Source organism: Hoeflea algicola (genome assembly GCF_026619415.1).
In the GTDB taxonomy this organism is placed as follows: Bacteria; Pseudomonadota; Alphaproteobacteria; order Rhizobiales; family Rhizobiaceae; genus Hoeflea; species Hoeflea algicola.
In genome coordinates, this window is sequence record NZ_JAOVZR010000001.1 from 152,351 (window position 1) to 178,555 (window position 26,205).

Genomic DNA, 26,205 nt, shown 5'->3' on the forward strand with positions numbered 1-26,205 from the left:
GCGAAATCTAGATCCACCGCGCCACCAGCACGATCAGTTTTGCCCCCGGAACCAACAGGATCTGGGCAAGGATGGTTCCCGCCAGCCGGCTCAGCACCATCCACACCAGCACCTGCCGGTAGTGGCTTTGGCTGACACTGCCGTCCACCACATCGTCGGTCAGTCCAGCCAGATAGGGATCGATCAGGATGAACATCAGGATCGTCGCCACGCCGTTGATCACCGCTGACAGCGAGCTTGCCGTCACCCGGAAATCCGGATCAAGCGAGCCGGCATAGATGGCCGACAGCACGCCTACCGTCCACAACGCCGTGGCCGCGAAATTCATGCCAATATAGATGGCCGGAAAACCGCTCGAGACCTTGAGCGTCGTCAGGTTCTGGTAGCGCGGCAGCGCTACCGATTGCATCACCACGCTGGCCCCGCGCGGCGTCAGCGCCTTGAGCATCAGCCGTGCCAGGTTACGCCGCTTCTTGAAGCTCGCCACAGCGCCCGTGGCAATGCGCTGCACTGTGGGGATCATCAGCCCGCCAACAATGGTCGCAACCGACGCTGCCGCCAGGATCAGTGCAAAATCCCAATGCAGATGGGTTGAAGACGCATCCAGGATCGAGCTTTCCACCCGCTTGGCCAAAAGCGGCGCCTGAAACGAGTTCGATGTCCGCGAAACCAGCACCATCGCGTTGAACAGCGCAAACGCAATCGCGATGTGCCCGGTGCGGATCCCGGCAATCCGGAACGCGTAAGCCAGCGTGCCGATCAGGTGGATGACGAAGGTCAAGATGATGATGGCTGAGAGTTGAATGTCCATGCCGATACGTGCCCGAAGCTTGAATGCCGGGGCGGAGCTATCGTTTGTTTTCAGGTTTATTTGCGGCGGGGAAGGGAGGGTGGATGGATTTGATTTTATCGCTCGCAGGCGCAATGGGCTTTATGGTTGCAGCGCTGCTTTCACTCTCGCATTTGACGTGGTACGCGAGACGCATACACTGTATGACAATCAATCACACACCGACATGTGGATGAGACATAATGGGTACCGTACCTTTTACCATGCGCCTGGAGGAAGACCTCAAGTCGAGCCTCGAAGCTGAAGCCGCGCGCGAGGATCGATCCGCCTCATACCTTGCAACCCGCGCGATCAGGATGATGCTCGAAGCCAAGGCGGCGAAGCGCAGCCTTGTCGAGGAAGCGATGGCAGAAGCGGACAAGGGCGAATTTGTCTCGGACGAGAAAATGAACGCTTGGTTTCAATCACTCGGCACGGACAACGAATTACCCGAGCCGGAGCCTGATGTTCTGATAAAGCCGGCCTAGGCCATGAAACTTGTTTTTCTGCCCAGCACGGTGCCGGATCTACGCTGGTTCAAGGCCTTTTACGTCAACGTGGTTTCCGACGGCAAAGCCAGGGCGGGCAGGCAATTTCTTGCGATTCAAGCGCTCCTGAAGGCAAATCCTTTAATCGGACACCCTTCGGATAAAGGGAATGGAGCGCGAGAGCACCACATGCTCAAAACGCCATTCACATTCGTCTACCGGGTCAGGGAAGACCGTATTGAAGTGTTGCGTGTTTTCGATGCACGTGCGCAGTGGAGTGCTGGCGAAGAATAGAGCATCGCCCTGATGATCAAACGGTTGTCATGCTGGGCGAGGGTGCTCACCAAGCTCGTTTCGTTTCGAGTTGACACCGAACCGTACGGTACGGTACATGTCGTTCATGAACATGTCACTGCACTCAGACACTGCTCCCAAGCAGACCGCGGCGCCTGCTGAGACCGCCTCCGGCGGCTCAGCGGGCGAGGGACTGTCCGAGCGTCAGCAGGAAGTGCTCGACGCGGTGCTCAAGCTGATGGTGGCCGAGGGCGACGGGTTTTCTGTGGCTGCCGTGGCCCGCGCCGCCAGCTGCTCCAAGGAAACCCTGTACAAATGGTTTGGCGACCGCGATGGTCTGCTCACGGCCACGGTACGCTGGCAGGCCTCCAAGGTGCGGACGCCGAAACTGCCGCAGGACCAGCTGACGCGCGAAAGCCTCAAGGCCGCACTCACCGGCTTTGCGACGAGCTGGCTGACGGTGATTACCAGTGACCTGTCGATCGCACTCAACCGCGCCGCGGTCTCTCATGCAGGCTCGGGCAAGAGCCGGCTCGGCGAAATCGTCTTGACCAACGGCCCGATTGCGATGAAACAGCGGCTTGAGCCATTGTTCCTGGCGGGCAGGGCGGCCGGACTGCTCAGCTTCGAAGACGCGGGCGAGGCCTTTCGCGCCTTTTTCGGGCTGGCTGTGGCGGATACGCAGATCCGTGCGCTGCTTGGCGAAGACAACCGCCCAGACGCCACGGAGATCGACACCATCTCCGCCAGGGCGGCACAACAATTCCTCGGCCTTTACGGGCAGGGATAACACATCAGGAATTCGGCGGCGGGTAGTTCCCCGGCGCGAAGAGAACAACGACAAACAGAAACAAATGGGAGCCTACCATGCGCGTATATTATGATCGTGACGCCGATCTCAATCTGATCAAGTCGAAAAAGGTAGCCATCATCGGCTACGGTTCACAGGGCCGGGCGCATGCGCTCAACCTCAAGGATTCGGGCGCAAACAACGTCGCCGTCGCCCTGCGCGAAGGCTCGGCCACGGCCAAGAAGGCTGAAGCCGATGGCTTCAAGGTGATGAGCGTCGCCGAAGCAGCAAGCTGGGCCGACCTGATGATGATGGCCGCTCCCGACGAGCTGCAGGCCGACATCTACAAGGACCACATCGCCGCTAACATCCGTGATGGCGCAGCCATTGCATTCGCCCACGGCCTGAACGTGCATTTTGGCCTGATCGAGCCGAAGTCGACCGTCGACGTCGTCATGATCGCCCCCAAGGGCCCCGGCCACACCGTGCGCGGCGAATACCAGAAGGGCGGCGGCGTGCCGTGCCTGATCGCTGTCCATCACGATGCATCGGGCAACGCCCATGAACTGGCTCTTTCCTACGCCTGTGGCGTTGGCGGCGGCCGTTCCGGCATCATCGAAACCAACTTCCGCGAAGAATGCGAAACCGATCTGTTCGGCGAGCAGGTTGTTCTCTGCGGTGGTTTGGTCGAGCTGATCCGCGCCGGTTTCGAAACCCTGGTGGAAGCCGGTTACGCGCCGGAAATGGCTTATTTCGAGTGCCTGCACGAGGTCAAGCTGATCGTCGACCTGATTTATGAAGGCGGTATCGCCAACATGAACTACTCGATCTCCAACACCGCAGAATGGGGCGAATATGTCTCCGGCCCGCGCATCATCACCTCGGAAACCAAGGCTGAAATGAAGCGCGTTCTCGCCGACATCCAGAGCGGCAAGTTCACCTCCGACTGGATGCAGGAATACAAGGCCGGTGCCTCGCGCTTCAAGGGTATCCGCCGCATGAACGATCGTCACCAGATCGAGGAAGTCGGCGAAAAGCTGCGCGGTATGATGCCGTGGATCAAGGGCAATGCCCTGGTCGACAAGGAAAAGAACTAAGCCTCGCAAGGTTTGAACCAATGAGAAAGGCCGGGGCGCAATCCCCGGCTTTTTTGTCTTCTCTTACCGGAGGGCCGCAGAACGGGGCGCCTGGTGGTTTGCGGTGTAACCGCCGTAGTCGCTGGCAAAAAACAGTGAAGGTTAATTGGCTGCGGGCTGGAACCAATTCCGGCGCAAGACATTGTCTCTCCGTAATCAACAACCCAAGGCTCACGCCTTCCTTGAGGAGATCAAAATGAAAAAGATTCTTGCTGCCACCGCCATGACCATGTTCTTTGCCGCCGGTGCAATGGCCCAGACCAATGCCAACAACACCCGCACTGAACTTGACGCTTTTGCCAACGGCGACACCGCCGTCTGGGACATGATGATGGATGAAAACGGCATGGACCGCGACGATGCGGACTTTCAGGCTCGCTGGGATGGCGCCACACCTGAACAGCAGGCCGCTCTGAAGGACGCCTGCACCGCGGCCCAGGAAGCTCAGGCCAAGTTTTCCGACATGGTTGCCAGCCGTTGCAAGACTGCAACCGGTAACTGACATCCAAGATAGCTGATCACATGTAAGATCAGTCGAGCCAGCCGACTTCCTCCCGTCGGCTGGCTCTTTGGCGTTTGCTTGCCAGGCAGTCAGCCCCGACCTTGACGCAACAGGATGTGTCCCGCTGTGGGGCTGTCTTCCCGATTTTGGCGGGATCGCCCGGAAAGCGTGGTTAACGTATTGCATTCAATTAGAATTTTACGATCCAAATTTGAACAGTTTTAACGCCCTGCGTCTATTGTTGCTGTGACTTCGGCAGGCGAGACGACGGGGGTTTGACATGAGCGCAGAACCGGGCAAGGGCGCAGAACGCCTTCACCACTGGGATTTTTCCCGCGCGTTCTATCTGATGCTCGGAATCCCGTTTCACGCCGCGGTTGTCTATTCGTTGTCGCATGAATGGTCGATCAGTTCGCCCGACAAGAGCCAGGTGCTGACCTGGCTTGCCAATTTCATTCATATGTTCCGCATGCCAGGCTTTTTCATTCTCGCCGGCCTGTTCTCGATGATGCTGCTCGACCGCCGCGGCGCCGGCCGCTGGCTGAAGTCTCGGTTGTTCCGTCTTGGTCTGCCGTTGTTGTCGGCGACGTTGCTGATCCTGCCTTTTCAGATTGTCGTTCAGTCGTTGGCGCAGAACCTGCTTGGCGTGGTGCCGACGGCCGATCTGCCTGCCTACATGATCGGTCAGCTTACCAGCTTCGGCGAGCCGTGGATCTCGCATCTGTGGTTCCTGTGGAGCCTGATTGCCTATTGCGTGGCTCTTGCTTTCGTCTATGCGCTGGTCGGCGGTTTCCGCTGGCAGCGTGCTCTGCAGGCTTCTGCCTGCTGGTGTGGCGCCAATCGTCTTGCTGCTCTCATGTTGTTTGTGGCGGCATGTGCGGTTGGCGCCTATCTCCAGACGAAGATTGTCGCGGCAAGCCCCTATTATGGCAACGCCGTGATCAACTACAATCAATACGTCATCTATTTCGGCTTTGGCGTGCTGATCTACAAAAGCCGCCGAACCCATGACTGGTTCCTGCGCCAGGGGCCATTGTCATTGTTCGTGGGGGCAGGGCTGGTCACGTTGGCGCAAATGCCAGGCACGGACATGACGACCCACACCTTCAAGGTGATGGCCGGCATTGCCGGTGCGCTGTTTATCGTTGGCGCAATCAGCCGTATGGCGTTCGACCGCTGCGCCAGCCAGAGCCCGCGCGTGCGCAAACTGGTCGATGCCTCTTTCACCATCTATCTGTTTCACCATCCGGTGGTCTATGTGCTGGCAACATTGTTGCTGCTGATCGATCTGCCGCCGGTGATCGAGTTTGCGCTCATCGCTACGGGTGCGGCCTTCATTTCCTACGGGATCCATCTGGTGATCAGCCGCAGTCCGCTGGCCATGCTGATGTTCAACGGCATCAAGCCGGCTCCGGGCAGGGTAACGGCGGCAACAGGGCAGGCTGCGGCTCAGGGCGTATCCGGGCTGTACCCGTTACGCCAAAGTTCGATGGGCTGAAACACCGCCCCACAGTCCCTCAGCTTGCCGACATGCCGGCGATCATCGCCGCCAGCGCCACGATGTGGATCAGCATGATCGCCTTGTCGTTCCACAACACGCCCACGGCAAACCAGCCGAACACACCGACCACGAACAGATACAGGTTCCACGGCGTAAAGCCGAAGCCGGTCGCCGTGTAACCGAGAATCTGGATGATCGACGCGGCCCATTTGACAGCAAAAGCAATTCGATCATTCGATACCATCGCGATGGTCATGGTCTGGTGTTCCTGGTGCATAGGCGTGCCAAAGCCGGCCGGATCAGATCCGGCCCGGCAGATGGGTCAATCAGTTAAAGGCGTTCTGGCTGCCGATCACACCGATCGGGTGAGTCCGCCATCGATGCGCAAATTCTGGCCGGTAATGTAGGCGGCGTCATCGGATGCCAGATAGGAAATCAGCGAAGACACCTCGCGGGCGTGGCCATAGCGGCCCATCGGAATCCGTGCCTTGCGGTCCTCGGTTTCAGGCAGCGAGTCGATGAAGCCCGGCAGCACATTGTTCATGCGGATGTTGTTGGCCGCATAACGATCAGTATAGAGCTTGGTAAAGGCCGCGAGACCTGCGCGGAACACACCGGAAGTCGGAAACAGCTGATCGGGTTCAAACGTCGCAAAAGTGGAGATGTTGATGATCGTACCGCCGCCCTGGCTTTCCATGTGCGGTGTGACCAGCCGGGTAGGGCGGATCACGTTCATCAGATAGACCTCCATGCCCTTGTGCCAGTCCTCGTCGTTGATGGTCAGAACATCGCCCTTGGGGCCGTGGCCGGCGGAATTGACCAGCACATCGACACGCCCCCAGGCCGCAACGGCCTTGTCGACAAAAGCCTTGAGCGCGTCCGCATCGAGGTTGGAACCGGTGTGGCCGATGCCGCCGAGTTCTTCGGCCAGCGCCTCGCCCTTGCCCGAGGAGGACAGGATGGCGACCTTGAAACCATCGGCTGCCAAGCGCCGTGCCGCGTCCGCGCCCATGCCGCTGCCGCCGGCGGTGATCAATGCAATTTTCTGTTCGCTCATGTTATCTCTCCTTGAAAATCTGCCCTAGTGGTACTGCCGGGCAGGGACGTTGACCAATCATGTTTTCTCGCCCAGACTGTAGAAAATCTACTGTCATTCGGTGCGCCCCATGCGTCTGCCCAATCTCAATGGCGTGCGCGCCTTCGAATGTGCCGCCCGCCATCTCAATTTCCGCCTTGCTGCCGACGAGCTCAACCTGACGCAAGGCGCCGTCGCCCAGCAGGTACGCAAGCTCGAGGGTTCGCTCGGTCAAAAACTGTTTGTGCGCAAGGCGCGCGGGCTGGAACTGACCGAAAGGGGGAAACTCTTCGCCAACGCCGTACACCAGGCGCTGGGCCTCATCAGCACCGCCACTGAACAACTGATGCCCGCTTCGCGCAGCGTGGTGCTGAGCGTGCCGCCCTCATTTGCCAGCATGTGGCTGATGCCACGGCTGGCCGATTTCGAGGTCCGCTATCCCGACATTGACCTGCAGGTGCTGGCCTCTGAAAAACTAGCCGATTTTGGCGGCGATGGCGTTGATCTTGTGGTCCGTCAGGCGGCTCCGCCCTTTGCCGCCGGGCTCAAGTCGGTCCGGCTCGCGCCACTCGCTCTGGTCGCAGTCGCCAGTCCCGCCTATCTGGAGACGGCACCACCGACTGATGATCTGGAAGCTTTCCGAGCTCATCGCCTGCTCGAGGATGGACACCGTCACTGGCTGCGCCTGCTCGGCGCCGACGAGGTGGCTGGACCGGCCGCACGCGTGTCCCGCTTCAACCAGACGGCGCTGGCCATCTCCGCCGCCCGCGCCGGCCGCGGTGTGGCAATCGCCCCCCGGGCGCTGATCGAGCCGGAAATCGGTTCGGGCGGGCTCAAGGTGCAATGGCGCGACGAAACAAAATCACCCAACGGCTTTTACGCCGTGGGGCTGATCCGCCCCGGTCACGCCATCAGAGACCGCGATCGCCTGGCACGCTGGCTCTGCGAACAGTTCGGGGTGGAGTGGGGTTAGGCGGGCGTTTTGCCACCCCTGATCACTCGTCCCAGCCGCTTGATGCCCTCGTCGATCATCGTCTCATTGGCGCAGGAGAACGACAGTCTAAGCGTGTTGGCGCCGGAGCCGTCGGCGAAAAACGCCTTGCCCGGAACAAACGCGACGCGCTCGGCTTTCAGGCTTTCAGCGAGCAGTGCCGCGCCATCCATGTGTTCGGGCAGGGTGACCCAGATGAACATGCCGCCATCGGGCTTGGTCCAGCTCACGCCCTCGGGCATGTAGGTGCGCAGCGCCGACAGCATCGCGTCGCGGCGTCCCCGGTAGGTCTCGCGGATCTTGGCGACCTGGGCCTCGAAGCCATCGGAGGCCACTGTGTGGATCGCCATCTGGTTGAGTGTTGCCGAATGCAGATCGGCCGCCTGTTTCATCAGCACCAGTTTGGAAATCACGGGCTCAGCGGCGCAGACCCAGCCGACGCGCAGGCCCGGCGCCAGTGTCTTGGAAAAGCTGCCGCAATAGATCGTCCGTGTGGTATTGATCGAGCCTGACCGGGCAATGTCGAGCGCCAGCAGCGGCGGCACCTCGTCGCCCTCGTAGCGCAGCGACTGGTAGGCGGCATCCTCGATCACGGCGATGTCGAGTTCGGTGGCAAGATCGAGTATCCGCTCCCGTGCAGGGGCGGGGAGGGTCTCGCCGGTGGGGTTGGCGAAATCGGCCGAGGCATAGGCGAATTTCACCTGACCGCCATTGGCACGCGCGGTCTCGCGGTAATCGGCAGCCGAGCGGTTGCCGAGCGGCGTGAGACGGTCGTAATAAGGCTCATAGGCATTGAACGCCTGCAGTGCGCCAAGATAGGTCGGCCAGCCGACCAGCGCGGTGTCGCCTTTGGTAAGAAATAACTTACCTAAATAATCCAGCGCCTGTTGCGAGCCCGAGGTGATGAGAATGTTGTCGGCGGTGCAGGGCACCCCGAGCGAGGCCATCCGGGTGACCAGCCAGTCGCGCAACGGCCTATAGCCTTCGCTGACCGAATATTGCAGCGCAGCGCCCTTGCTGTCGCCCGAAAGCGCCGATGTCAGTGCCGCACCAAACGCTTGCGCCGGAAACAGCGCCGGGTCGGGGATGCCGCCGGCAAACGAAATCACGTCCGGCTGGTCCAGCAGCTTGAGAAGCTCGCGGATTTCGGAAGCCTTCATCCGTTCGGCCCGCGTGGCGAACAGGTGTGGCCAATCGAGCCCCGGCGCGATGTCCATTGTGCCTGCCTGATTATGCGATGCGGTGCTGCTGTCGGCGGCCATGCCCTGATCTCCCTGGAAGCTTAGACGAAAGCATGATCACGAACGCTCAATTGTGTCAATAATGCTGACCTATTGCCGTGGCCGCCAATCAGACCATTCCGTATCAATTTGATTCCCGCCGACACCCTCGAAAAACGAGCCTATGAAGAGGCAGTTATGCGCCAAATCATCACAGTTTCTGCTCAATTTGAAATTTTGCATTCCCATTCGGCTGCTTTTCCCCCAGTAAAGGTAATCATTGTCTTGTCGTGACCCTTGGTCGCGATTAAGTGACGTTAACAACAAAACCGCGCCAAGTGGTTTTTCCAGATGCCTCTCCCGGGGAAATTGAATGAGCGCCGCCGCGCCAGGTACGACTTTTATTGTGTTGATGTTGCCGTTTCTCGCGGCGCTTGTGGCTCCGTGGCTGACCCGGCGTCTGGGGCATAATGCAGCCTGGTTGCTGGCGCTGGCGCCATTGGCGATTTTCATTCACTTTCTCGGTTTTTCTGCAGAGATAGCCAATGGCGAGATTGTCACCGGCGGCTTCAAATGGGTGCCGTCCTACAATGTCAGTTTCTCCTGGCTGATCGACGGCCTGTCGATGACATTCGCGCTGTTGATCTCCGGCATCGGCGCGCTGATCATGCTCTATTCCGGCGGCTATCTCAAAGGCAACGATCAACTGGGTCGGTTCTTCTCCTTCATGCTTTTGTTCATGGGAGCGATGCTCGGCGTCGTCATTTCCGACAGTTTCCTGATGCTGTTTGTCTATTGGGAACTGACCTCCATCACCTCGTTTCTGCTGATCGGTTTTGATCACACCCGCGAAGCCTCGCGCCGCGCCGCACTGCAGGCGCTGGTGGTTACCGGCGGTGGCGGTCTGGCCTTGCTGGCAGGGCTGCTGGTGATCTGGAACATCACCGGTGTCAGCCAGATTTCACTGTTGCTGGTGCTCGGCGATGATCTGCGCGACAGCCCGTTCTATCTGGCTGCGCTGATCCTGGTGCTCGGCGGCGCGTTTTCGAAATCGGCGCAGTTCCCGCTGCATTTTTGGTTGCCCAACGCCATGGAGGCGCCGACCCCGGTGTCGGCCTATCTGCATTCCGCCACCATGGTCAAAGCCGGTGTCTATCTGTTGATGCGGCTCAATCCGGTGTTGGGCGACACTGTCTGGTGGGAAACCATCCTCCCGGTGTTTGGCGGCACCACCCTGATTGTCGGATCGCTGCTCGCCATCCGCCAGACTGACCTCAAGATCATGCTGGCCTATACCACCGTCGCCTCGCTGGGGCTGATGGTGATGCTGACCGGTTTCGGCTCCGAACATGCGATCGCCGCCGCCGTGCTCTATTTGCTGGCCCATTCGCTGTTCAAGGGCGCACTGTTCATGGTCGCTGGCCTGATCGACCATGGAACCGGCACGCGCGACGTCACCCGGCTTGGCGGATTGCGCAAGGCGATGCCGATCACCTTTGTCGCCGCCATGGTCGCGGCCGTGTCGATGGGCGGTCTGCCGCCGATGTTCGGCTTCCTCGCCAAGGAAGAAGTCTATGCCGCGCTGTGGGCGGCTGATGCCTGGTCGCTGTTCTTCGTTGCGGTCGCCGTGGTTGGCAACGGGTTGATGTTCGTGGCCGGCTTCGTGGTCGCCATCAAGCCGTTCTTCGGCCCGGAGGTCAAAACCCCGAAACATGCCCATGAGGGTCCAATCCTGCTGTGGCTCGGGCCGCTGACGCTGGGCGCCGTGGGCTTGATCGGAGCGATTGCGTCGCCATATGCCCATCGCTTGTTCACGTCGCCCATGACCAGCGCGGTTGTCGGCGAGCCGGAAATGGTGACGATCTCGCTGATCCCGCATATCGGTGTGCCGCTGGCGCTGTCGCTTGTCACCATCGTCTTCGGCATTGTCGTCTACCGGCTGTTTGACCGCGCCCGCGACATGGTCGCCCGCGTGCTTGCCGCCATCGGCTGGGGGCCGGACCGCGGCTTTGACCAGTTTATTTTCGGTCTGGTCCGGCTTTCGTCGTCCATTACCCGTGTGCTTCAGCCGGGCCGGCTCGATATTTACATGACCATGACCTTCATCATGATTGCCATCGCTTTCCTCGGCCCGATGGCCTGGTATGGCGAATGGCCGTCAATGCCGGTCTGGCCAAAGGACGCGCAGTTCCACGAACTGGTGGTCATCGCCATCGCCTTCATCGGGATTCTCGCCGTGATAAACGCCAGGGACCGGCTCACGGCGATCGTCTCGCTGGGTATTCAGGGCTTTGCCGTGGCGCTGATCTTCATGCTGTTCGGAGCGCCCGACCTGTCGTTCACCCAGTTCATGGTTGAGACCCTGGCCGTTGTCATCCTCGCTCTGGTCATGACCCGGCTGAAACTGACGGCGGTAGATCATCGTCCGACCCGGGAGAAGGTGAGCGACATGAGCGTGGCTCTGGCCTGCGGGACAGGCTTCGCGCTTTATCTGCTGGCCGTCACCCAGCAACCCTTCAACTCCTATCTGAGCGATTTCTTCTCGGCCTATTCGAAGGTCGTCGCCCACGGCGCCAATGTCGTCAACGTCATCATCGTTGATTTCCGCGGCACGGATACTTTGGGCGAGATCGCTGTGGTCATGGTCACCGGCCTGGCGATCCTGTCGCTGATCCGCATCCGCACACCGCGTGTGGTGGTCGCTGATAATGATCCCGACCGGCGCGAGGAGGCTGGCTGACATGCGCACCGTAATCTTCCGTTCGATCGCCCCTTATCTCACCAGCCTGATGGTGTTGTTTTCGATCTTCGTGCTGCTGCGCGGCCATAATGAGCCCGGCGGCGGCTTCATCGGCGGCCTGATCGCAGCCTCCGCGCTGGCCATCTACGGCATTGCCTGTGGCGTCGCCCCGGTGCGCCGGGCGATCTATTTCCACCCGATGGGTATCGCCGCCTTCGGTCTGTTCATGTCGGCCATGTCAGGTGTGCTGTCGATGCTTGCCGGCGTGCCATACATGACCGGGCTTTGGATCTATCCGAAACTGTTTGGCGTGGAAGTGCCGCTGTCGACCGTGCTGACCTTCGATATCGGCGTCTATCTGGTTGTCGTCGGCGCCATCAGTTCGATCGCATTGGCGCTCGAGGAAAGGGACCGCGACTGATGGAACCGATCTTTGCCTTGCTGGTGGGTGCGCTGTTTACCGTCGCCATCTACCTGTTCCTTTCCAAGCACATCATCCGTGTGCTGATGGGCGCGGCCATCCTCAGCAATGGTGTCAATTTGCTGATTTTCACGGCTGGCCGGGTCACCCGTGAGGTGCCGCCGATCATTCCCCATGGTGCCGACACGCTAACCGGTGCGGCCGCCAACCCGCTGCCGCAGGCGCTGATCCTGACGGCGATCGTGATTTCGTTTTCATTCTTCGCGTTTCTCCTGGTGCTGAGTTACCGGACTTTTCATGAATTGAAGACCGATGACAGCGACGAGATGCGTGTGGCCGAACCGGTGGGCGAGCCGGTGCCGCCGCTTGGTTATTAGGAGAATGTGCGAATGGCTGTAGAGGGCGCTGGCCTCCAGGATTTTTCCGCCGTTTATGTGCTGCAGCCAGTGGCTGCCGCCGACTGGCTGGTCGTCGCGCCGGTGGTCTGGTGCATCCTGATGGGCGCCGTGCTGTTGATGCTGCGCAAGCGCACCGATCTGCAGCCGCTGATCGCCATCCCGGCGCTGGTGGTACTGGCGCTGATGACCCTGGGACTGCTCGCCCATGTGCTCACCAGTGGCACGGTGACAATGACCATGGGGCGCTGGCTGCCGCCGTTTGGGATCTCCTTTACCGCCGATTTACTGGGTGCGTTTTTTGCCGCCACCTCGTCGCTGGTAGCGCTCGCCACTGGCATTTACGGCCGCAGCGATGTTGACGATTCAGGACGGCGCTACGGCTTCTACCCGTTCCTGATGCTGATGATGGCCGGCATTATCGGCGCGTTTCTGACCGGCGACATCTTCAACCTCTATGTCTGGTTCGAGGTGCTGCTGATCTCCTCGTTCGGACTGCTGGTGCTGGGCTCCGAGCGGCTCCAGCTTGACGGCGGCATCAAGTATGCCTTCCTCAACCTGATCGCCACCACCTTGTTCCTGGTTGCCACCGGTTATCTCTACGGGCTGTTCGGCACGCTCAACATGGCCGACATCGCCGTCAAGGCGTCCGAGCTGCGCGGCACTGCGCCGCTGATGACGCTGGTCGCGCTCTACCTGCTGGCGTTTGCCATGAAGGCTGCGGCGTTTCCGGTCAATTTCTGGCTGCCTGCTTCCTATCACACGCCGCGGCTGGCTGTTGGCGGCATCTTTGCCGGATTGCTTACCAAGGTCGGCGTTTACGCGCTGCTGCGGATTCTCGGCATGCTGTTTCCGGTCGAGCGCGAGGAATTGTCGTTCATCATCGCTGTCGCCGCGGCCTTGACCATGGTTCTCGGGGTGTTGGGGGCGATGGCCCAGAATGACATGCGTCGCGCGATGGGCTATCTGGTGATTTCCGGTATCGGCATGATGATGGCCGGCCTTGCGCTTGGCAGCCCGGCCGGACTTTCCGGCGCGATCTTCTACGCCGCCCATTCGATGGTGGTGATGACGGCACTTTATTTTGCCGTCGGCATCGGCGCCCAGCTTGGCGGCGATTTCAGGCTGACGGCATCTGGCGGGCTTTATGCCCGCAGCGCGGCAATTTCCGCCCTGACGCTGATGCTGTTTTTCTCGGTCGCAGGCCTGCCGCCGTTTTCCGGATTCTGGCCCAAGGTGATGCTGGTCAAGGCGTCGCTCGATATCGGCGCCTGGTGGCTTGCTGCTGCGATGCTGCTGACCGGCTTCCTGACCACCATTACCGTTGCCCGCATCTGGGTGCTGGCCTATTGGCGTCCGGCAAAATCGGAAGCCGAAGAGACCGCCATAGTGGCGCCGCCGGCAGTCGGCGCGGTCGTGGCCCTGGTCGGGTTGGTGGCGCTGACCACGGCTGCCGGGGTCTGGCCGGAACCGCTTGTGGTTCTGGCCCAGGATGCGGCGCGTGGCCTGATCGATCCCTCGAGCTACATATTATCGGTGTTTCCCGGGGAGGCTGCGCAATGAGCCTGTTTCTGGTCAATGTGTTGTTGGCTTTGGCCTGGTCGGCGGTCACCGGGTCGTTCTCGTTCTTCAATTTTGCCTTTGGTTTCGTGCTTGCGATTTTTGCCCTGTCGCTGATCCGCGAACAGGTGGGCTCGACCGGATATTTCTCGCGCGCCCGCCGGATAATCTCGCTGGCGCTGCTGTTCAGCTACGAATTGGTGTTGTCGGCCTGGCGGGTGGCGGTGCTGGTGCTGACGCCGAAAATGGATTTGAAGCCGGGCATCATCGCCTATCCGCTCAGGGTCGATCGCGATTTCGAAATTACCATGCTCGCCAACCTGATCACGCTGACCCCGGGAACCTTGTCGGTGGATGTCTCCGACGACCGGCGCATACTTTATGTGCACGCGCTTGACGCTTCCGACCCCGACGCCACCAGGCGCGACATCGCCGAAGGGTTTGAGCGCAAGATCATGGAGGCGTTCCGATGATCAGCGTTCAGTCGATATTCGATCACGCGGTGCTGGCGGCACTGGCAATCCTGTGCCTGTCGTTCCTGATCACCATCTACCGCATCGTCAAGGGACCGACCTTGCCGGACCGGATCCTCGGTCTCGACATGCTGGTGGCGATTGCCATCGGCTTCATCACCGTGATCGGCATCAAGACCGGTTACACACTCTATGTTGATGTGGCCATTGCGCTTGGTCTCGTCGGATTCCTGGCAACGGTTGCCTTTGCGCGCTTTGTATTGTCGCGCGGCAAGACCGAGGACGACATTCTTGCCGAAGCACAGCAGGCGGCATCCGATGCGCGCCGCGAAGACAGGGCGGCGGCAAAGGAGCAACTGCGCCGCGACGCTGGCAATCAGGCGCGAAATATTGATGCCGCCGCCAGCCGGTCAGGAGATCATCATGAATGATATCATCACATTGGTCTCGGCGGCCTTTCTGCTGATCGGATCTGCCTTTGCGCTGGTCGCCTCGATCGGCCTGTTGCGGTTACCCGACCTCTATACGCGCATGCACGCCGCCTCCAAGGCGGGCACGATGGGCTCTTGCCTGATGTTGATCGCACTGGCAATTCACACCACCGATGTCGGCACCATGTCGCGGGCGCTGGCCGGTGTCGTGTTCTTCCTGCTCACGGCCCCCGTCTCCTCGCATTTGCTGGCAAAGGCGGCCTACACGGTAGGGTATCGACTTCATCCAACTTCCGTAACGGACGAAATGGCCTCGCAAGATCAGCAATAATACTTTAGAAGTTGCGAATGTTAAGAGCGCAACCTGAGACTTCAATTTTGAAAATACCACATTAAGTTGACAAATTGTCGCAGTTTAGTTTCATGGAACACGTAAATAGTGATCCACACTACAAAAATTAGTACTTGTCATTATTCAGCTTTCATGTGAGGGATGTGATCAAGGCATGCTGCGCGAATACGGCCTGAAATAAGCAACATTTATTTCTGCTAGATCGGCGCCTGCTTATTCACAAAAGTTAGGACCACACTATGACTGAAGCAATCAATGACAGCGGTTCCGATATTCTCATTGAACTCACTGCCGAAATTGTCGCTGCCTATGTAAGCAACAACTCTGTTGCCGCAAATGATCTTCCCAACGTGATTTCGCAGGTTCACGCTGCACTTGGCGGGGCGACTACTCCGGTCGAGGAAGTTGTCGAAAAGCCCAAGCCGGCAGTTCCTGTGCGCCGTTCGGTGCAAAACGATTACCTGATCTGTCTCGAAGACGGTCAGAAGTTCAAGTCTCTTAAGCGTCACCTGATGACCCATTATGGTCTGACCCCGGAACAGTACCGCGAAAAGTGGGAACTCCCGGCCGATTATCCGATGGTTGCTCCATCCTATGCAGAAGCGCGTTCGCGCCTTGCCAAGGAAATGGGCCTGGGTCAGAAGCGCAAGCGCGCCGCCAAGTAACACCTGGCAGGCAAGGTGGACTGCGGTTCAGTCGTCAACCCGGGACCGTGGGACTGACCTTGATAGCCAGAATATTGCCGCGCCTGCCTGGGCGCCGCAGCCAGTTTGCAAGACCGTGGCCTCGCGCCGCGGTCTTTTGGTTTTCAGGGGGACTGAACCGGTCTTTCGGCTTCCTCCCGTGGTTGTCGGTTCAACTGAACCCGCGTTTGAAACCATACACCCGCGCCTTTGCTTGGGCGGCCGGTCAAGCGCACGCCTGCCTGCTGATTTGCTGACCAGTCGGGATCGGTGCACGATAACGGGAATCCCGAAGTCGGTAATTCGACAAGAGGGTGAGGAAAAAAATCCTCGAAATAGAGTGCAAATTCCCGGAAAATTCTGTAAAAACAACGATAGAGTGTAGAAGGTGGGTGGCCACACGTCCGCATTATCTGCATATCATGTAAGAAAATATTCCTATCAAAGGAGTTTTTCATCATGACTAGACCATCCCGCAATTCCCCACCCCGATCCCAAGTCCCAACCCCCACCCCAACCCCGGCCGTTGCAACGGCGACACGCCCGTACCGCCCTCGGAAGCCCCTGCCGCTGGCCGATCCATCCACGCCGTTGACCGCTGAAACCGGACTGGCCGTGGCTTCGTTGACCAACAATGCCTGGGCGAGCGAGATGCTGGGTGGCATCGCTGCGCCAGTGGGGTTGCCCGTGGGCAAGCCCGCTGGTGGTCGACCCGGGCTGGCGCCGCTCCGGGTCAATCCAGTTGATCTGCTGCGCTGCCGGGTGATCTGGCGGCTGGTGACCGAATTGTTTGTTGCAGCCTGCGGTTATGAACTGCCCGAAGCGATGGCCCGCCGCAGGCCGCGTTGCCACATGCGCCAGATTGCCATGTATCTCAGCCACGTCGTGCTGTCGCTGTCCTACCAGACCATCGCCGCCGCGTTTGGCCGCGACCGCACCACCGTCATGCATTCCTGTGCGGTGATCGAGGACCGTCGCGACGATCGCGGCTACGACCGCTTCATCGAACGTTGCGAGCGATGCATCATGGCCGTGTTCCAACCCTTCGGTCAGCCCCATGCCGGCCGCTGAAACCCGCGCCGCCCGCAAGGCGCTTGCCGGCCTGATCGGTTTTCTGGCGCACGGAGCGGAGCGGGGGATTGCCGAGCAGGATACGGTGGCCGGAGGCAAGGTTGCGCTGGCGCGTGCTGACGGCGCTTGCCGCACGGTCCAAGCGCAAGTGGTTTCCGTGGCGTTGCGCCGGGGGCTGATTGCCGAGCGCCATTGCGCGGATACCGGAAGGCAGGGGTATATCTCAACGCCCGAGGGCAGGGCGGCGCTCAAGCGTTGGCTGTGCGATCCGGAGCACGCGTTCCAGGACCAGCACCGGCGGCTTTCCTCCCGCACCGATCCCGATCACGGGCGAATGACGATCAATGATTCCGAATCGCCGCTTGCGGTGCTGGCGCGGCTCAAGGGCAGGGATGGCGCAGCATTTCTCGGCACCGATCTGGTCGAGGCCGGCGAAAGGCTGCGCGTCGATTTTACCCGTGGTCAGTTGACGCCGTCGGTGACGCAAAACTGGGAGCCGCTGCGCGCCGGACGCACCACTGGTGCTGCGGGTGGAGCAGGTGATCTCACCGAGGCGGCGCTGTCGGCGCGCCAGCGTGTCGAAGCGGCAATCGCGGCGGTTGGTCCGGAGCTCTCCGGCGTGCTTCTGGATGTGTGCTGTTTTCTCAAGCTGCTGACCGAGGTCGAACGCGAACGGCAGTGGCCGGCGCGGTCGGCCAAGCTGATGTTGCGCACCGCGCTTGCCGCACTGGCCAGGCATTACGCTGTACCAAAACGCTGAACATCAGGCGCGCGGCGCCTGGTCGGGTGTCAGGCCGCGGCCCGCGCCGCTGCCGCGTGCGCCTTGATGCGCAGGATCATCGAGCGCAACCCGTTGGCGCGTTGCGCCGAGAGATGTTCGGCGAGCCCAAGCCGGGAGAGCAGCTCGGTTTCATCAAGCTGTTCGACTTCGGATGCCTTCTTGCCGGAATTCGCCGCCAGTACCACGGCAACCAACCCGCGCACGATATGCGCATCGGAATCACCCCGGTACATCATGACGGGATCGCCGGGCTCTCCCGGCACGGTCTCGGCCACCAGCCACACCTGACTGGCGCAGCCTCTGACCTTGTTGGCGTCGATCTGTTCGCTTTCGGGCATCTCCGGCAACGCCTTGCCGATCTCGATGAGATAGCGGTAGCGGTCTTCCCAGTCGTCCAGATATTCGAAGTCTTCAATGATGGTTTCAATCGTCGCCATGCCGGGCTCCTTTGCCTGGTTCCATATAGGCAATATTTGCGCTCAGGGCACCCCGGTTGTGACGATATCCGACGGAATTCCATGCCGGGCAATCCGTTGCCGGGGGCCTGCATGACAAAAAACGCCGCCCCGACGAATAGCTGGTCCTGGCACCCGCACAAAAAGAAGCGCCGCCGGGAGGAAGGGCTGGTCCCGGCGCCCGTACAAACAGAAACGCCGCCCCGACGAATAGCCGGTCCTGGCACCCGCACAAAAAGAAGCGCCGCCGGGAGGAAGGGCTGGTCCCGGCGGCGGCACGTCAGACGTGGCTCGAGTTGGCAGTGTCCTGCATCATGACAGGATGGATGGGGATCGCCCCATGGTGGGTCCAATCCGCGGTGACGCCGCGCGACCGGAGATTCGAATTGCTTGCGGCTAGTTGCTGGCCGTCTCCGCCTCGGTGGCTTCGGGTGGCAGTGATGCAGTTGTCAGGTCCGGCTCGCCATCGGCAAATTTGGCGTCCAGAAATTCATAGGCGATGCGGGCACCCTGTTTGGCGCGGCTGCCGAGTGCGGCAAAGGTTTCGCTGCCGGTTTCGCAAATATCGGGTTTGCGAACGCAGATCTGCTTGATGTCCTCGAACGCTTCCATCGCCGCGGCCATGCTATGGCCGACTTCCAGCGGCGGCGCGGCTTCGAGTTCCTTGTCCGAACTGCTGTCGAGAAACGGCAAGGCAATCAGCACAAGTGAAAACCAGAAACTTCCCTTGATCAAGAACCACATGGATACGCCCTTCCTGTTATCCGCCATCTTTGGGTGGAAATGTCCGGGTTGTCCCGAACTTGAACACCACCTTGGCTCAAATTCTTCAAAGCCGGTTTGAGACAGGCATGCGGTTTTGAGACAAATTTGTAGAAAATTTTAGCAATTGTCCCCGATCAGACACCCAGCCCGCGGCATTGGCACGAAAACCACTGGTTAACCATGTTCGTCAAAGCTCGCCCCAAACCCCTGGGGGTTACGGGCTTTGACCGCCTTTCCCGCCCTTGCCGGGCCTGCTTTATTCATTCCTTAAGTTGGCAATGAGACAGTCGGCTCAACAACAAGAAACTGCGGCGTGTACGGATTCGGCAGTGACAGGATTTGATATTATCATAGACAGGGTAACCATTGCGGGACGGCAAATCGCCGAATCCTGGCTTGCGCCCTCGGATTTGGACCCCGCTGATTACCAGCGTCGGGTCGGCATCATGGCGACGTGTCTTTATGGTGCGGTTGTGGCCCCGTTGGTCACCGTTCCGGTTCTGCTTTCAGTGTTTGCCTGGCCCCAGGCGCTGGCCGGCGCACTGGCGCTTGCAGCATTGCCGATTGCAATGGCCGGGGTGCTCTCCTCTTCCGGCTCACCGAAACTCACCGGGCGTGCGGCACTTGCAGCTGCCGCGCTGGCGCTGGGCGGTTTGGCCGCACTGAGCGGCGGGCTGGCTTCGCCGTTTCTGCCTTTGCTGGCGTTGTTGCCGCTCGAGGCTGCGATCAGGTCCAATTCACGTTCCGGCCTGTTGCTTGGCCTGTCGGCCGCTGGGCTGGCGCTGGTTTGCAATGCCGCGCTCAGCGGCGCCGGCCTGGTCGGTCAAACGCCGCAGGCGGGGGGATTTGCCATCAGCCTTTCTTTTGGACTTTACGCGCTGTTGCGCGGCGCAGCACAGGTTTTAAAGCCCGTCGAGCAGCTTGCGCCAGCGCCCGAAGTCATTCCTGAACGCGATGTTACTGCCGAGCTTCTCGATCGCTTGCCGGGCCTGATCACGCTGCACGATGCGCGCGGCGACGTCATCTATACCGCAGGCCACGATCAGGCCGACTATCGGGCCAGGCTTGGCGACGTCAGCGGCAAGGGCTTTGTCAAACGCATCCATGTCGCCGACCGGATCGTCTTTCTCGACGCCTTTGACGCGCTGCGCCGTGGCGACAGTCGCCGCGATCTCGAAGTGCGCTTCGAGCGCCTCGACGAGGTCGCGCAATTTGTCCACGTTGCCATTTCGCTGACCGCGGAACGCGCGGCTGACGGCAGTTTCACCGGCGCATTGGCCCAGAGCCATGACATTTCGCAGATGGTCAACGAGCGCATGCGCGCCGACGCCGACGCCGAGGAGGCCGAGACAGCCAACGCCGCCAAGACCCGGTTCCTGGCCGCCGTGAGCCATGAATTGCGCACCCCGCTCAACGCCATTATCGGCTTTTCCGATGTGCTGGCGCGTGAGTATTTCGGCACCTTCAATGACGAGCGCCAGCGTGAATATGTCGGCCTGATCCACCAGTCGGGCGAGCATTTGCTCGGGCTGGTCAACACCATGCTCGACATGTCGAAGATCGAGGCCGGCCGCTACGAGGTATTTGTCGAACCATTCGCCATCGGCGAGGTGGTCGAGGGATGCGACGCCATGCTGCGCCTGCAGGCCGCCGACCGTGGCGTGACGCTGACCCGGCGTTTGACACCTGGCATTGGCGATGTTGTCGCCGATCGGCGCGCAGTGCAGCAGATCCTCATCAATCTGGTTGGCAATGCCATCAAGTTTACCGAGGCTGGCGGTGTCATCAATGTCGACGCCGCGATTCAGGACGGTCGGCTCAAGCTGGTGGTCAGCGATACCGGCATCGGTATTCCAGCAGACAAGCTTGCCTGTATCGGCGATCCCTTCGTGCAGGTGCAGAACGGGCTTGCGCGCCAATATGAAGGCACCGGACTTGGCCTCTCGCTGGTCAAGGGCCTGGTTGATCTTCACGGCGGTACCTTTTCGATCGACAGCCGCGAGGGCGAGGGCACCGTGGTAACCATCGACCTGCCCGCCGACGGCTCAGGCGCCAATCGCCATGACGCCGAAACCACCGCAGCCGCGCCGGTTGCGTTTCCGCCGGTGTTGCCAAGGGCAGCCCGAAACCAAGATAGAATCAGGAATGAAGACCATGCCGAGACAGCGCGTAGCGCCTGACTTGTTCGATGAGGATGAAGGCGGTTTTGGCCGGGGCGCCCTGGCCACGCTGGGACGCGTCGTCTCGGCGCATCCCTCGCTTGCCGGGGGAACCGTTGCGTTCACGGTGATATTCAGCTTTGTCGCCGCCAACGCTTTGTGGGCCCAGCCCGGCCGTCACCCCGCGCCGATTCTCAAGACCCGCGAAGTCGCGACATCGATGATGCCTGCGACGGCGGCAACGCCTGAAAGCCGCATGGCGCTGGCTGAAGGCGCGCCGACGCGCTCGGTGACCACCTACCGGATCGAGCACAGCGACAACACCCAGACCGCATCGATCCCGGTCCCCAATGCCGCACCTGCACGGGTTCAGACTGCCGTGCAACAAGCACCGACGCCGGCGCAGGCAGTCTCCAAGACTGACCCGGTGTTGAGCCGGATGCAGCAGATTCTCTCAGCCAACGGGCTTTATGACGGTGAGGTCGACGGCCTGATGGGGCCGAAATCGGCCGCCGCCATCCGCGCTTGGGAAAACGCCAACGGCTATGTCCAGACCGGCGAAGCCACGCCCGGTCTCCTGGCGGTGATGGAAACGCCCGCCAAGACCGCCGCGCCGGTCAAGATGGTCAGCCTCGACAAGGTAGTTCGCCCCAAACCACGTCCGGAGCCGACAGTTGCCGCCGATCAGCGTGCCGGCGAACCTGTCACCGAAGCCGCGGCCGAAGTGCCTGCGGTGAGCGAACTGGTGCGGCAGATCCAGTCCGGGCTTTCCAACATCGCCTACGCCGATATCGCCGTTGATGGCGTTGCCGGGACTGAAACCAGAAATGCCATCAGCGCGTTCGAAAAGCATTACCGGCTGCCGGTTACTGGCCAGCCCAATCAGACGGTGCTCAAGAAATTGCTCGAAATCGGCGCGCTGTGAGACTGAAGGCCGGGATTTTCGTCTCAGCCATTGTCCGCCGGGTTTTTGCCGATGGCGGCATGGCGGCGATCGAACGGCGCGGCGCGGAAGAGGCAGGCGCAATCTTCGTCCGCATCCGCCACCGCGATGGATCGGAAAGCCTGGCCGCACCTGCGCCACAGACGGCATTTGACAGCGATCATCCCGACGACCGGTTGTTCGAGTTTCGGAAAACCCGGGTGCCGGAGACCGAGGTTTCCGAAACGATCGCCCGCGAATATCGGTACGATCCAGATATCTGGGTGCTGGAAATCGAAACCGATACGCCGGAAACGTATCTGGATTTCAGCCAGGATTAGCGCGCAAGCAATTTTAACGATTAGGCGCGGCAATAATTAATCCGACGCGTGCATGCTGGAAGCTCCGAAGAGCGTTCCCGGATTGTCATGCCCAGATTTGCAACATTGGTAATTGTCTGTTCAGCCGCTGCTTTCATCGCGCCAAGCGCGATCAGCCGGATTGGTGTATCGTTTTCGGACGAGCTGTCCGAACTCACGAAACAGTGCCTGATCAAGGGAAATGTCAGCATCAACACCGGCGAGCGCATCTACCATGTGCCGGGGCAGGAGTTTTATACTCCGACCAAAATCAGTGCCCGCTATGGCGAGCGCTGGTTCTGCTCTGAAGCCGAAGCCCGCGCCGCAGGCTGGCGAAAAGCCCGGCGATAGGTCTCATTTCCGTGTCTGGTCTAACACCACGGTTTGAGCGAGATCCGGAACTGTCAGGCAGAGCTGCGCCAGCGATTTCTTACATGATGCGGTCGCCTTAGCCGGTCTTGCGGTTTGGTGCCGCGCGGTGATTGTCCTGTGCTGCCGGACGGGAAACCGGGGCAGGGCGCACCGGATTGCTGTCGGCCAGCGCCGGAACATGCAGCGGGCCGCCGGAAGTGTAGCTGTCGGCGCGTTGCCAGGTGGATAGGCGTGCAGCGCAGCTTTCCGGGTCGAGATCGTCGATCAGGTCGTTGGCCAGTGTCCGGCGGGCAGAGGGCTCGGCCAGATGCGGAAAGAAGCATTCCAGCGCAGTCTTGACGGTGTCGGCGGGTGCGTTGAGCCCGATCAGCGCGGTCGCCAGTTGGCGCCCGGACAGATCCATCATGATGCGCTCGGACAACGCGAAACTGGTCTCCATGGCGTCCGCAAGGGCTGTGGCAAACCAGGCTTCGTGGTCGCGTTTGGCGTGGCGCGCGAGCTGATTGAGCCTGGCGTCTGCGATCCGGCGTCGGGTTGCCGGCGATACCTGTTGTTCGGATGGCGCAGTGGCTGGTGTTCCATGCTCGGTGCGCGGTTTGCGGGTGCTGGTCGGCCGGTTGAGTGGCGATTTCGGGGTGGGACTGCGCTGTGCCAGCGCACGCAGCTCATCGCGCAGCTTCTCGCTCGGATCGAGCGGCGGCGTATCGATTTTCGGACGTTCGTTCGACGCGTCGGGTTTGCCTGCTGGTTGCTTGGCCGGGTCGGGGATCAGCCCGCGCAATATCAGAAGCCCTTCCACCGACGGGTCGTTGAGCCCGCGTAACGTCCTGATGGCCTGTGGCGACAGATCCGAGCGGCGTGCGGCCGCGCGTGCGTGCGGGGCACCCATCCGCGCCACGGCACGGGCCAGGGCGCTTTCCTTGAGACCGACAAAATGAGCGATGAAGGGGGCAGCAATGTCGATCGGCTGGTTGATGATCATTTCCGCGACGTCGTCGGGCACCCGTGACAGCCGCGAAAGTGCCGCCGACGCGGTACGGCGGGTTTGCGGATCTGAAGCGTCAAAAAGCGGCATGAAAAGCCGTGAAAACCGCGCCATGTCCTGGCGCGAGGGACGTTCGAGATATTCAAGGCCGCTGATTGTCGCCATCAGCACCGCATCCTTGCGGTGGGCGGAATCGAGCCGTTCGAGATCGCGGAAACTGTTGGACACGGGCACACCTGACTGGAACGCTACGAAACAATTGTCTCAAACTATTGGAAAACCGTTAGCAAGCTGTTAACCAAGTACTGGCTTGATGGGCAGCGAGGAAGGAGAAGGATGTCCAGCGTATTTCCTGTTCCATGCATTTGGAGGCCAGAAATGACGACGATATTATCCTTTGACCAGTCAAGATGCCGGCGAGATTCGGTGGCCCATCCACCAGGTAAAGCCGGGGCGACAACTGGTCAGGTTCTGATGTTTACCGGCGTGCGTCGTGAAGTGATCAAAGCCACACCAGATCTCTACGCACCGGCTCAACACGAGCCTATGTTTGAAGACCCTGCGCCGGGCAAACCCCGCGGCAAGAAACCGAGGCGCGGCAAGCGCGCCTGATATTTGAGCGGGTCTGATGCGAGACGGTTGCGCTGATGAGCGCGCCAGACGCTGCGCGCGGCGTGGCCGCCGGGCTCACTGTCCGGCGTAACATACGCGAAAATATTTCTGAATTACCGGCGACCGCCGCGAATTGCCCTACCAATGCGCCAACCCGGCAAGTCGCCCCCGTCTGCCGACGCCGAATAGAAGCCGGGATGCCTGAAAGCGGGCACCCCGACAGGGAAGATGGTCTGACGCCCGTCTATTTCAGCTTGTGCATGGCCAGCAATTTCATCACTGCATTCTCGTAATAGGTCTCGGTGATGCCCTTTCGGACCTTGTGCAGAAAATACTTCTCGAACGCCACCTTGGCCAGATGCACCCACATGCCTTCTGCTGCCCAGTTGATGTTGCGTGGCGGGTTTTGCGGTTGCGCCAGGAAGGCCACGCCGCGATCGCCGAAATCGGCCAGACAGAAGGCGTTCCAGGTGGCTTCCTCTTCGGGTTCGCTTCCGGCCAATAGCGCCTTGATGTTCTTTGCTGTGGCCAGAACCATGCTTTCGATCATGTAGCCGGTTTTCGGCACACCGGTGGGAACCGGGGTCTTTTCCATCGGCGCAATAGCAATGGCAACACCGATGCCGAAGATATTGGGGTACTTCGGATTGCGCTGGTGCTTGTCGACAATGATGAACCCGCGCGGATTGACCAGACCCTCGATGTCGCGCACGGCGGCAATGCCGCGGAATGCCGGCAGCATCATCGAATATTTGAAATCGAGTTGATGCTTGGTCTTTTCCGAGCCATCGTCATTGAGCTCGGAAACGCTCATGATGCCTGCTTCGACCTTTTCCACCTTGGCATTGGTGATCCAGCGGACGCTGCGCTGGCGCATCTCGTGCTCGAGCATGCCCTTGGTGTCGCCGACGCCGCCGAGGCCGAGATGGCCGATATAGGGTTCGGCCGTAACAAATGTCATCGGCACCTTGTCGCGGATCTTTCGGTTGCGCAGTTCCTTGTCGAGGATCATCGCGTATTCATAGGCAGGGCCGTAGCACGACGCGCCTTGTGCCGCGCCGACGACAATCGGACCGGGGTCGGCGCAGAAGGCTTCAAACGCCGCATTGGCCTGCACGGCATGGTCGACGGTGCAGACCGATTGGGTGTATCCGTCAGGGCCGAAGCCCTCGATCTCGTCGAACGCCAGTTCCGGGCCGGTAGCGATGATCAGGTAGTCATAGTCGACTGAACCGCCGTCCTCCATCTCGATCTTGTTGGCTTCCGGGACGAGTTTTTTGGCCGAGGCCTGGATGAAATCGATACCGTGCTTGGCCATCAACGGCGCCAGCTCAATGGTGATATCGCCTTTCTGGCGCCAGCCGACGCCAACCCAGGGATTGGATGGGGTGAACTGAAAGCTTTCGGTCTTGTTGACCAGAACGATACGGTGGTCCTTCCCGAGCTCCGCCTTGAGATCGAAGACCATGGAGATTCCACCAAGGCCTGCTCCAAGGACGACAATATCAGCCTTTTTCATGCGCTTATCCTCTGGTGCGCCGGCAAGTATGCGGCCGGTCAAATATAAATCATCATTGATATATAGCGCATCAGTCGAGGAACTCATTGATCGAAGTCAATTCGCGTGGGGGCACTTTTGTGTCGGGGAAATCGAACCGATCTTGATCAGACCAACCCCGGTCAGAAGCACTGCCGCAGTGCAGGCGAGCGCGCGGATCTGGTTCCATGTCTGCCAGGTGGCCGAATAGTTGCGCGCCGAGAGCGCGCTGGGTCGATTTCTCACGCTTGCAGGCGGCTCACCGGCCAGAGGACTGCACCGGATCACAGCCGCGCGGGTGAACTC

At 60.4% G+C, this 26,205-nt stretch carries 31 protein-coding genes; 22 read left to right on the forward strand and 9 right to left on the reverse strand.

Annotated features, from left to right (window positions below; translation table 11 throughout):
• Positions 1-7: 7 nt before the first annotated feature.
• Positions 8-811, reverse strand: coding sequence for a lipid II flippase Amj family protein (locus OEG84_RS00775; RefSeq protein WP_267651967.1), 804 nt, complete (start codon positions 809-811; stop codon positions 8-10).
• Between the two features lie 221 nt (positions 812-1,032).
• Between OEG84_RS00775 and OEG84_RS00780 the strand changes: the two genes are divergently transcribed.
• From OEG84_RS00780 to OEG84_RS00805, 6 genes are all read left to right on the forward strand, one after another.
• Positions 1,033-1,317 carry a CopG family ribbon-helix-helix protein gene (locus tag OEG84_RS00780; RefSeq protein WP_267651968.1) on the forward strand — a complete coding sequence of 95 codons (285 nt, stop codon included), beginning with the start codon at positions 1,033-1,035 and terminating at the stop codon, positions 1,315-1,317.
• A 3-nt stretch (positions 1,318-1,320) separates the two neighbouring features.
• Positions 1,321-1,611 carry a type II toxin-antitoxin system RelE/ParE family toxin gene (locus tag OEG84_RS00785; RefSeq protein ID WP_267651969.1) on the forward strand — a complete coding sequence of 97 codons (291 nt, stop codon included), beginning with the start codon at positions 1,321-1,323 and terminating at the stop codon, positions 1,609-1,611.
• A gap of 112 nt (positions 1,612-1,723) precedes the next feature.
• The gene (locus OEG84_RS00790; RefSeq protein ID WP_425602806.1) at positions 1,724-2,401 is read left to right on the forward strand and encodes a TetR/AcrR family transcriptional regulator C-terminal domain-containing protein; all 678 of its coding nucleotides are present in this window, start codon (positions 1,724-1,726) and stop codon (positions 2,399-2,401) included.
• Between the two features lie 77 nt (positions 2,402-2,478).
• A complete protein-coding gene (gene ilvC / locus OEG84_RS00795; protein WP_267651971.1) occupies positions 2,479-3,498 on the forward strand; it encodes a ketol-acid reductoisomerase in 1,020 nt (339 codons plus the stop codon).
• 235 nt (positions 3,499-3,733) lie between these two features.
• Positions 3,734-4,039, forward strand: coding sequence for a hypothetical protein (locus OEG84_RS00800; protein WP_267651972.1), 306 nt, complete (start codon positions 3,734-3,736; stop codon positions 4,037-4,039).
• A 280-nt stretch (positions 4,040-4,319) separates the two neighbouring features.
• Positions 4,320-5,537, forward strand: a complete 1,218-nt coding sequence (locus OEG84_RS00805; RefSeq protein WP_267651973.1) for an acyltransferase family protein — start codon at positions 4,320-4,322, stop codon at positions 5,535-5,537.
• A 19-nt stretch (positions 5,538-5,556) separates the two neighbouring features.
• Here the strand turns inward: OEG84_RS00805 and OEG84_RS00810 are convergent, their stop codons facing one another.
• The gene (locus OEG84_RS00810) at positions 5,557-5,817 is read right to left on the reverse strand and encodes a DUF6552 family protein (protein ID WP_267651974.1); all 261 of its coding nucleotides are present in this window, start codon (positions 5,815-5,817) and stop codon (positions 5,557-5,559) included.
• Positions 5,818-5,892: 75 nt separating this feature from the next.
• Positions 5,893-6,597 (reverse strand): SDR family oxidoreductase, encoded by a 705-nt coding sequence (locus OEG84_RS00815; RefSeq protein WP_267651975.1) that lies wholly within the window; start codon positions 6,595-6,597, stop codon positions 5,893-5,895.
• A 109-nt stretch (positions 6,598-6,706) separates the two neighbouring features.
• Between OEG84_RS00815 and OEG84_RS00820 the strand changes: the two genes are divergently transcribed.
• A complete protein-coding gene (locus OEG84_RS00820; RefSeq protein WP_267651976.1) occupies positions 6,707-7,588 on the forward strand; it encodes a LysR substrate-binding domain-containing protein in 882 nt (293 codons plus the stop codon).
• On the opposite strand, the gene OEG84_RS00825 is transcribed toward OEG84_RS00820, so the two are convergent.
• On the reverse strand, positions 7,585-8,823 hold the full coding sequence (locus OEG84_RS00825; RefSeq protein WP_267656042.1) for an aminotransferase-like domain-containing protein: 1,239 nt from the start codon (positions 8,821-8,823) through the stop codon (positions 7,585-7,587). The two genes, OEG84_RS00820 and OEG84_RS00825, sit on opposite strands and share 4 nt — an antisense overlap.
• Positions 8,824-9,199: 376 nt before the next feature.
• Between OEG84_RS00825 and OEG84_RS00830 the strand changes: the two genes are divergently transcribed.
• From OEG84_RS00830 to OEG84_RS00875, 10 genes are all read left to right on the forward strand, one after another.
• Positions 9,200-11,566, forward strand: coding sequence for a putative monovalent cation/H+ antiporter subunit A (locus tag OEG84_RS00830; RefSeq protein WP_267651977.1), 2,367 nt, complete (start codon positions 9,200-9,202; stop codon positions 11,564-11,566).
• Position 11,567: 1 nt separating this feature from the next.
• Positions 11,568-11,987 carry a Na(+)/H(+) antiporter subunit B gene (locus OEG84_RS00835; protein WP_267651978.1) on the forward strand — a complete coding sequence of 140 codons (420 nt, stop codon included), beginning with the start codon at positions 11,568-11,570 and terminating at the stop codon, positions 11,985-11,987.
• On the forward strand, positions 11,987-12,364 hold the full coding sequence (locus OEG84_RS00840) for a Na+/H+ antiporter subunit C (protein ID WP_267651979.1): 378 nt from the start codon (positions 11,987-11,989) through the stop codon (positions 12,362-12,364). The genes OEG84_RS00835 and OEG84_RS00840 overlap by 1 nt, the downstream gene beginning before the upstream one ends.
• Before the next feature lie 12 nt (positions 12,365-12,376).
• Complete coding sequence (locus OEG84_RS00845) at positions 12,377-13,945, forward strand: Na+/H+ antiporter subunit D (RefSeq protein ID WP_267651980.1); 1,569 nt, start codon at positions 12,377-12,379, stop codon at positions 13,943-13,945.
• Complete coding sequence (locus tag OEG84_RS00850) at positions 13,942-14,415, forward strand: Na+/H+ antiporter subunit E (protein ID WP_267651981.1); 474 nt, start codon at positions 13,942-13,944, stop codon at positions 14,413-14,415. Before OEG84_RS00845 ends, OEG84_RS00850 begins: the two co-directional genes overlap by 4 nt.
• The gene (locus OEG84_RS00855; protein ID WP_267651982.1) at positions 14,412-14,846 is read left to right on the forward strand and encodes a cation:proton antiporter; all 435 of its coding nucleotides are present in this window, start codon (positions 14,412-14,414) and stop codon (positions 14,844-14,846) included. Before OEG84_RS00850 ends, OEG84_RS00855 begins: the two co-directional genes overlap by 4 nt.
• Entirely contained in the window at positions 14,839-15,177 is a 339-nt protein-coding gene (mnhG, locus tag OEG84_RS00860) for a monovalent cation/H(+) antiporter subunit G (RefSeq protein ID WP_267651983.1), read from the forward strand. The genes OEG84_RS00855 and mnhG overlap by 8 nt, the downstream gene beginning before the upstream one ends.
• 260 nt (positions 15,178-15,437) lie before the next feature.
• Positions 15,438-15,863, forward strand: coding sequence for a Ros/MucR family transcriptional regulator (locus OEG84_RS00865; protein ID WP_267651984.1), 426 nt, complete (start codon positions 15,438-15,440; stop codon positions 15,861-15,863).
• Between the two features lie 633 nt (positions 15,864-16,496).
• Positions 16,497-16,952, forward strand: a complete 456-nt coding sequence (locus OEG84_RS00870; RefSeq protein WP_267651985.1) for a helix-turn-helix domain-containing protein — start codon at positions 16,497-16,499, stop codon at positions 16,950-16,952.
• A complete protein-coding gene (locus OEG84_RS00875; protein ID WP_267651986.1) occupies positions 16,939-17,712 on the forward strand; it encodes a DUF6456 domain-containing protein in 774 nt (257 codons plus the stop codon). The genes OEG84_RS00870 and OEG84_RS00875 overlap by 14 nt, the downstream gene beginning before the upstream one ends.
• A 29-nt stretch (positions 17,713-17,741) precedes the next feature.
• Here the strand turns inward: OEG84_RS00875 and OEG84_RS00880 are convergent, their stop codons facing one another.
• Positions 17,742-18,170: a SufE family protein gene (locus OEG84_RS00880; RefSeq protein WP_267651987.1), complete on the reverse strand. Its 429-nt coding sequence runs from the start codon at positions 18,168-18,170 to the stop codon at positions 17,742-17,744.
• 414 nt (positions 18,171-18,584) lie between these two features.
• Positions 18,585-18,959, reverse strand: a complete 375-nt coding sequence (locus OEG84_RS00885; RefSeq protein WP_267651988.1) for a DUF5330 domain-containing protein — start codon at positions 18,957-18,959, stop codon at positions 18,585-18,587.
• 323 nt (positions 18,960-19,282) lie between these two features.
• Here OEG84_RS00885 and OEG84_RS00890 point away from each other — a divergent pair, with 323 nt between their 5' ends.
• From OEG84_RS00890 to OEG84_RS00905, 4 genes are all read left to right on the forward strand, one after another.
• Positions 19,283-21,133: a sensor histidine kinase gene (locus tag OEG84_RS00890; protein ID WP_267651989.1), complete on the forward strand. Its 1,851-nt coding sequence runs from the start codon at positions 19,283-19,285 to the stop codon at positions 21,131-21,133.
• The gene (locus tag OEG84_RS00895; RefSeq protein ID WP_267651990.1) at positions 21,108-22,037 is read left to right on the forward strand and encodes a peptidoglycan-binding domain-containing protein; all 930 of its coding nucleotides are present in this window, start codon (positions 21,108-21,110) and stop codon (positions 22,035-22,037) included. The genes OEG84_RS00890 and OEG84_RS00895 overlap by 26 nt, the downstream gene beginning before the upstream one ends.
• A complete protein-coding gene (locus OEG84_RS00900) occupies positions 22,034-22,375 on the forward strand; it encodes a DUF1491 family protein (RefSeq protein ID WP_267651991.1) in 342 nt (113 codons plus the stop codon). Before OEG84_RS00895 ends, OEG84_RS00900 begins: the two co-directional genes overlap by 4 nt.
• A gap of 87 nt (positions 22,376-22,462) precedes the next feature.
• Positions 22,463-22,744: a sunset domain-containing protein gene (locus OEG84_RS00905; protein ID WP_267651992.1), complete on the forward strand. Its 282-nt coding sequence runs from the start codon at positions 22,463-22,465 to the stop codon at positions 22,742-22,744.
• Positions 22,745-22,841: 97 nt separating this feature from the next.
• On the opposite strand, the gene OEG84_RS00910 is transcribed toward OEG84_RS00905, so the two are convergent.
• Positions 22,842-23,978 (reverse strand): hypothetical protein, encoded by a 1,137-nt coding sequence (locus OEG84_RS00910; protein ID WP_267651993.1) that lies wholly within the window; start codon positions 23,976-23,978, stop codon positions 22,842-22,844.
• Positions 23,979-24,176: 198 nt separating this feature from the next.
• On the opposite strand from OEG84_RS00910, the gene OEG84_RS00915 reads away from it, so the two are divergent.
• On the forward strand, positions 24,177-24,362 hold the full coding sequence (locus OEG84_RS00915) for a hypothetical protein (RefSeq protein WP_267651994.1): 186 nt from the start codon (positions 24,177-24,179) through the stop codon (positions 24,360-24,362).
• 244 nt (positions 24,363-24,606) lie between these two features.
• Here OEG84_RS00915 and OEG84_RS00920 read toward each other — a convergent pair whose 3' ends face one another.
• A complete protein-coding gene (locus OEG84_RS00920) occupies positions 24,607-25,881 on the reverse strand; it encodes an NAD(P)/FAD-dependent oxidoreductase (RefSeq protein WP_267651995.1) in 1,275 nt (424 codons plus the stop codon).
• A 96-nt stretch (positions 25,882-25,977) separates the two neighbouring features.
• The gene (locus OEG84_RS00925; protein ID WP_267651996.1) at positions 25,978-26,145 is read right to left on the reverse strand and encodes a hypothetical protein; all 168 of its coding nucleotides are present in this window, start codon (positions 26,143-26,145) and stop codon (positions 25,978-25,980) included.
• Positions 26,146-26,205 lie beyond the last annotated feature (60 nt).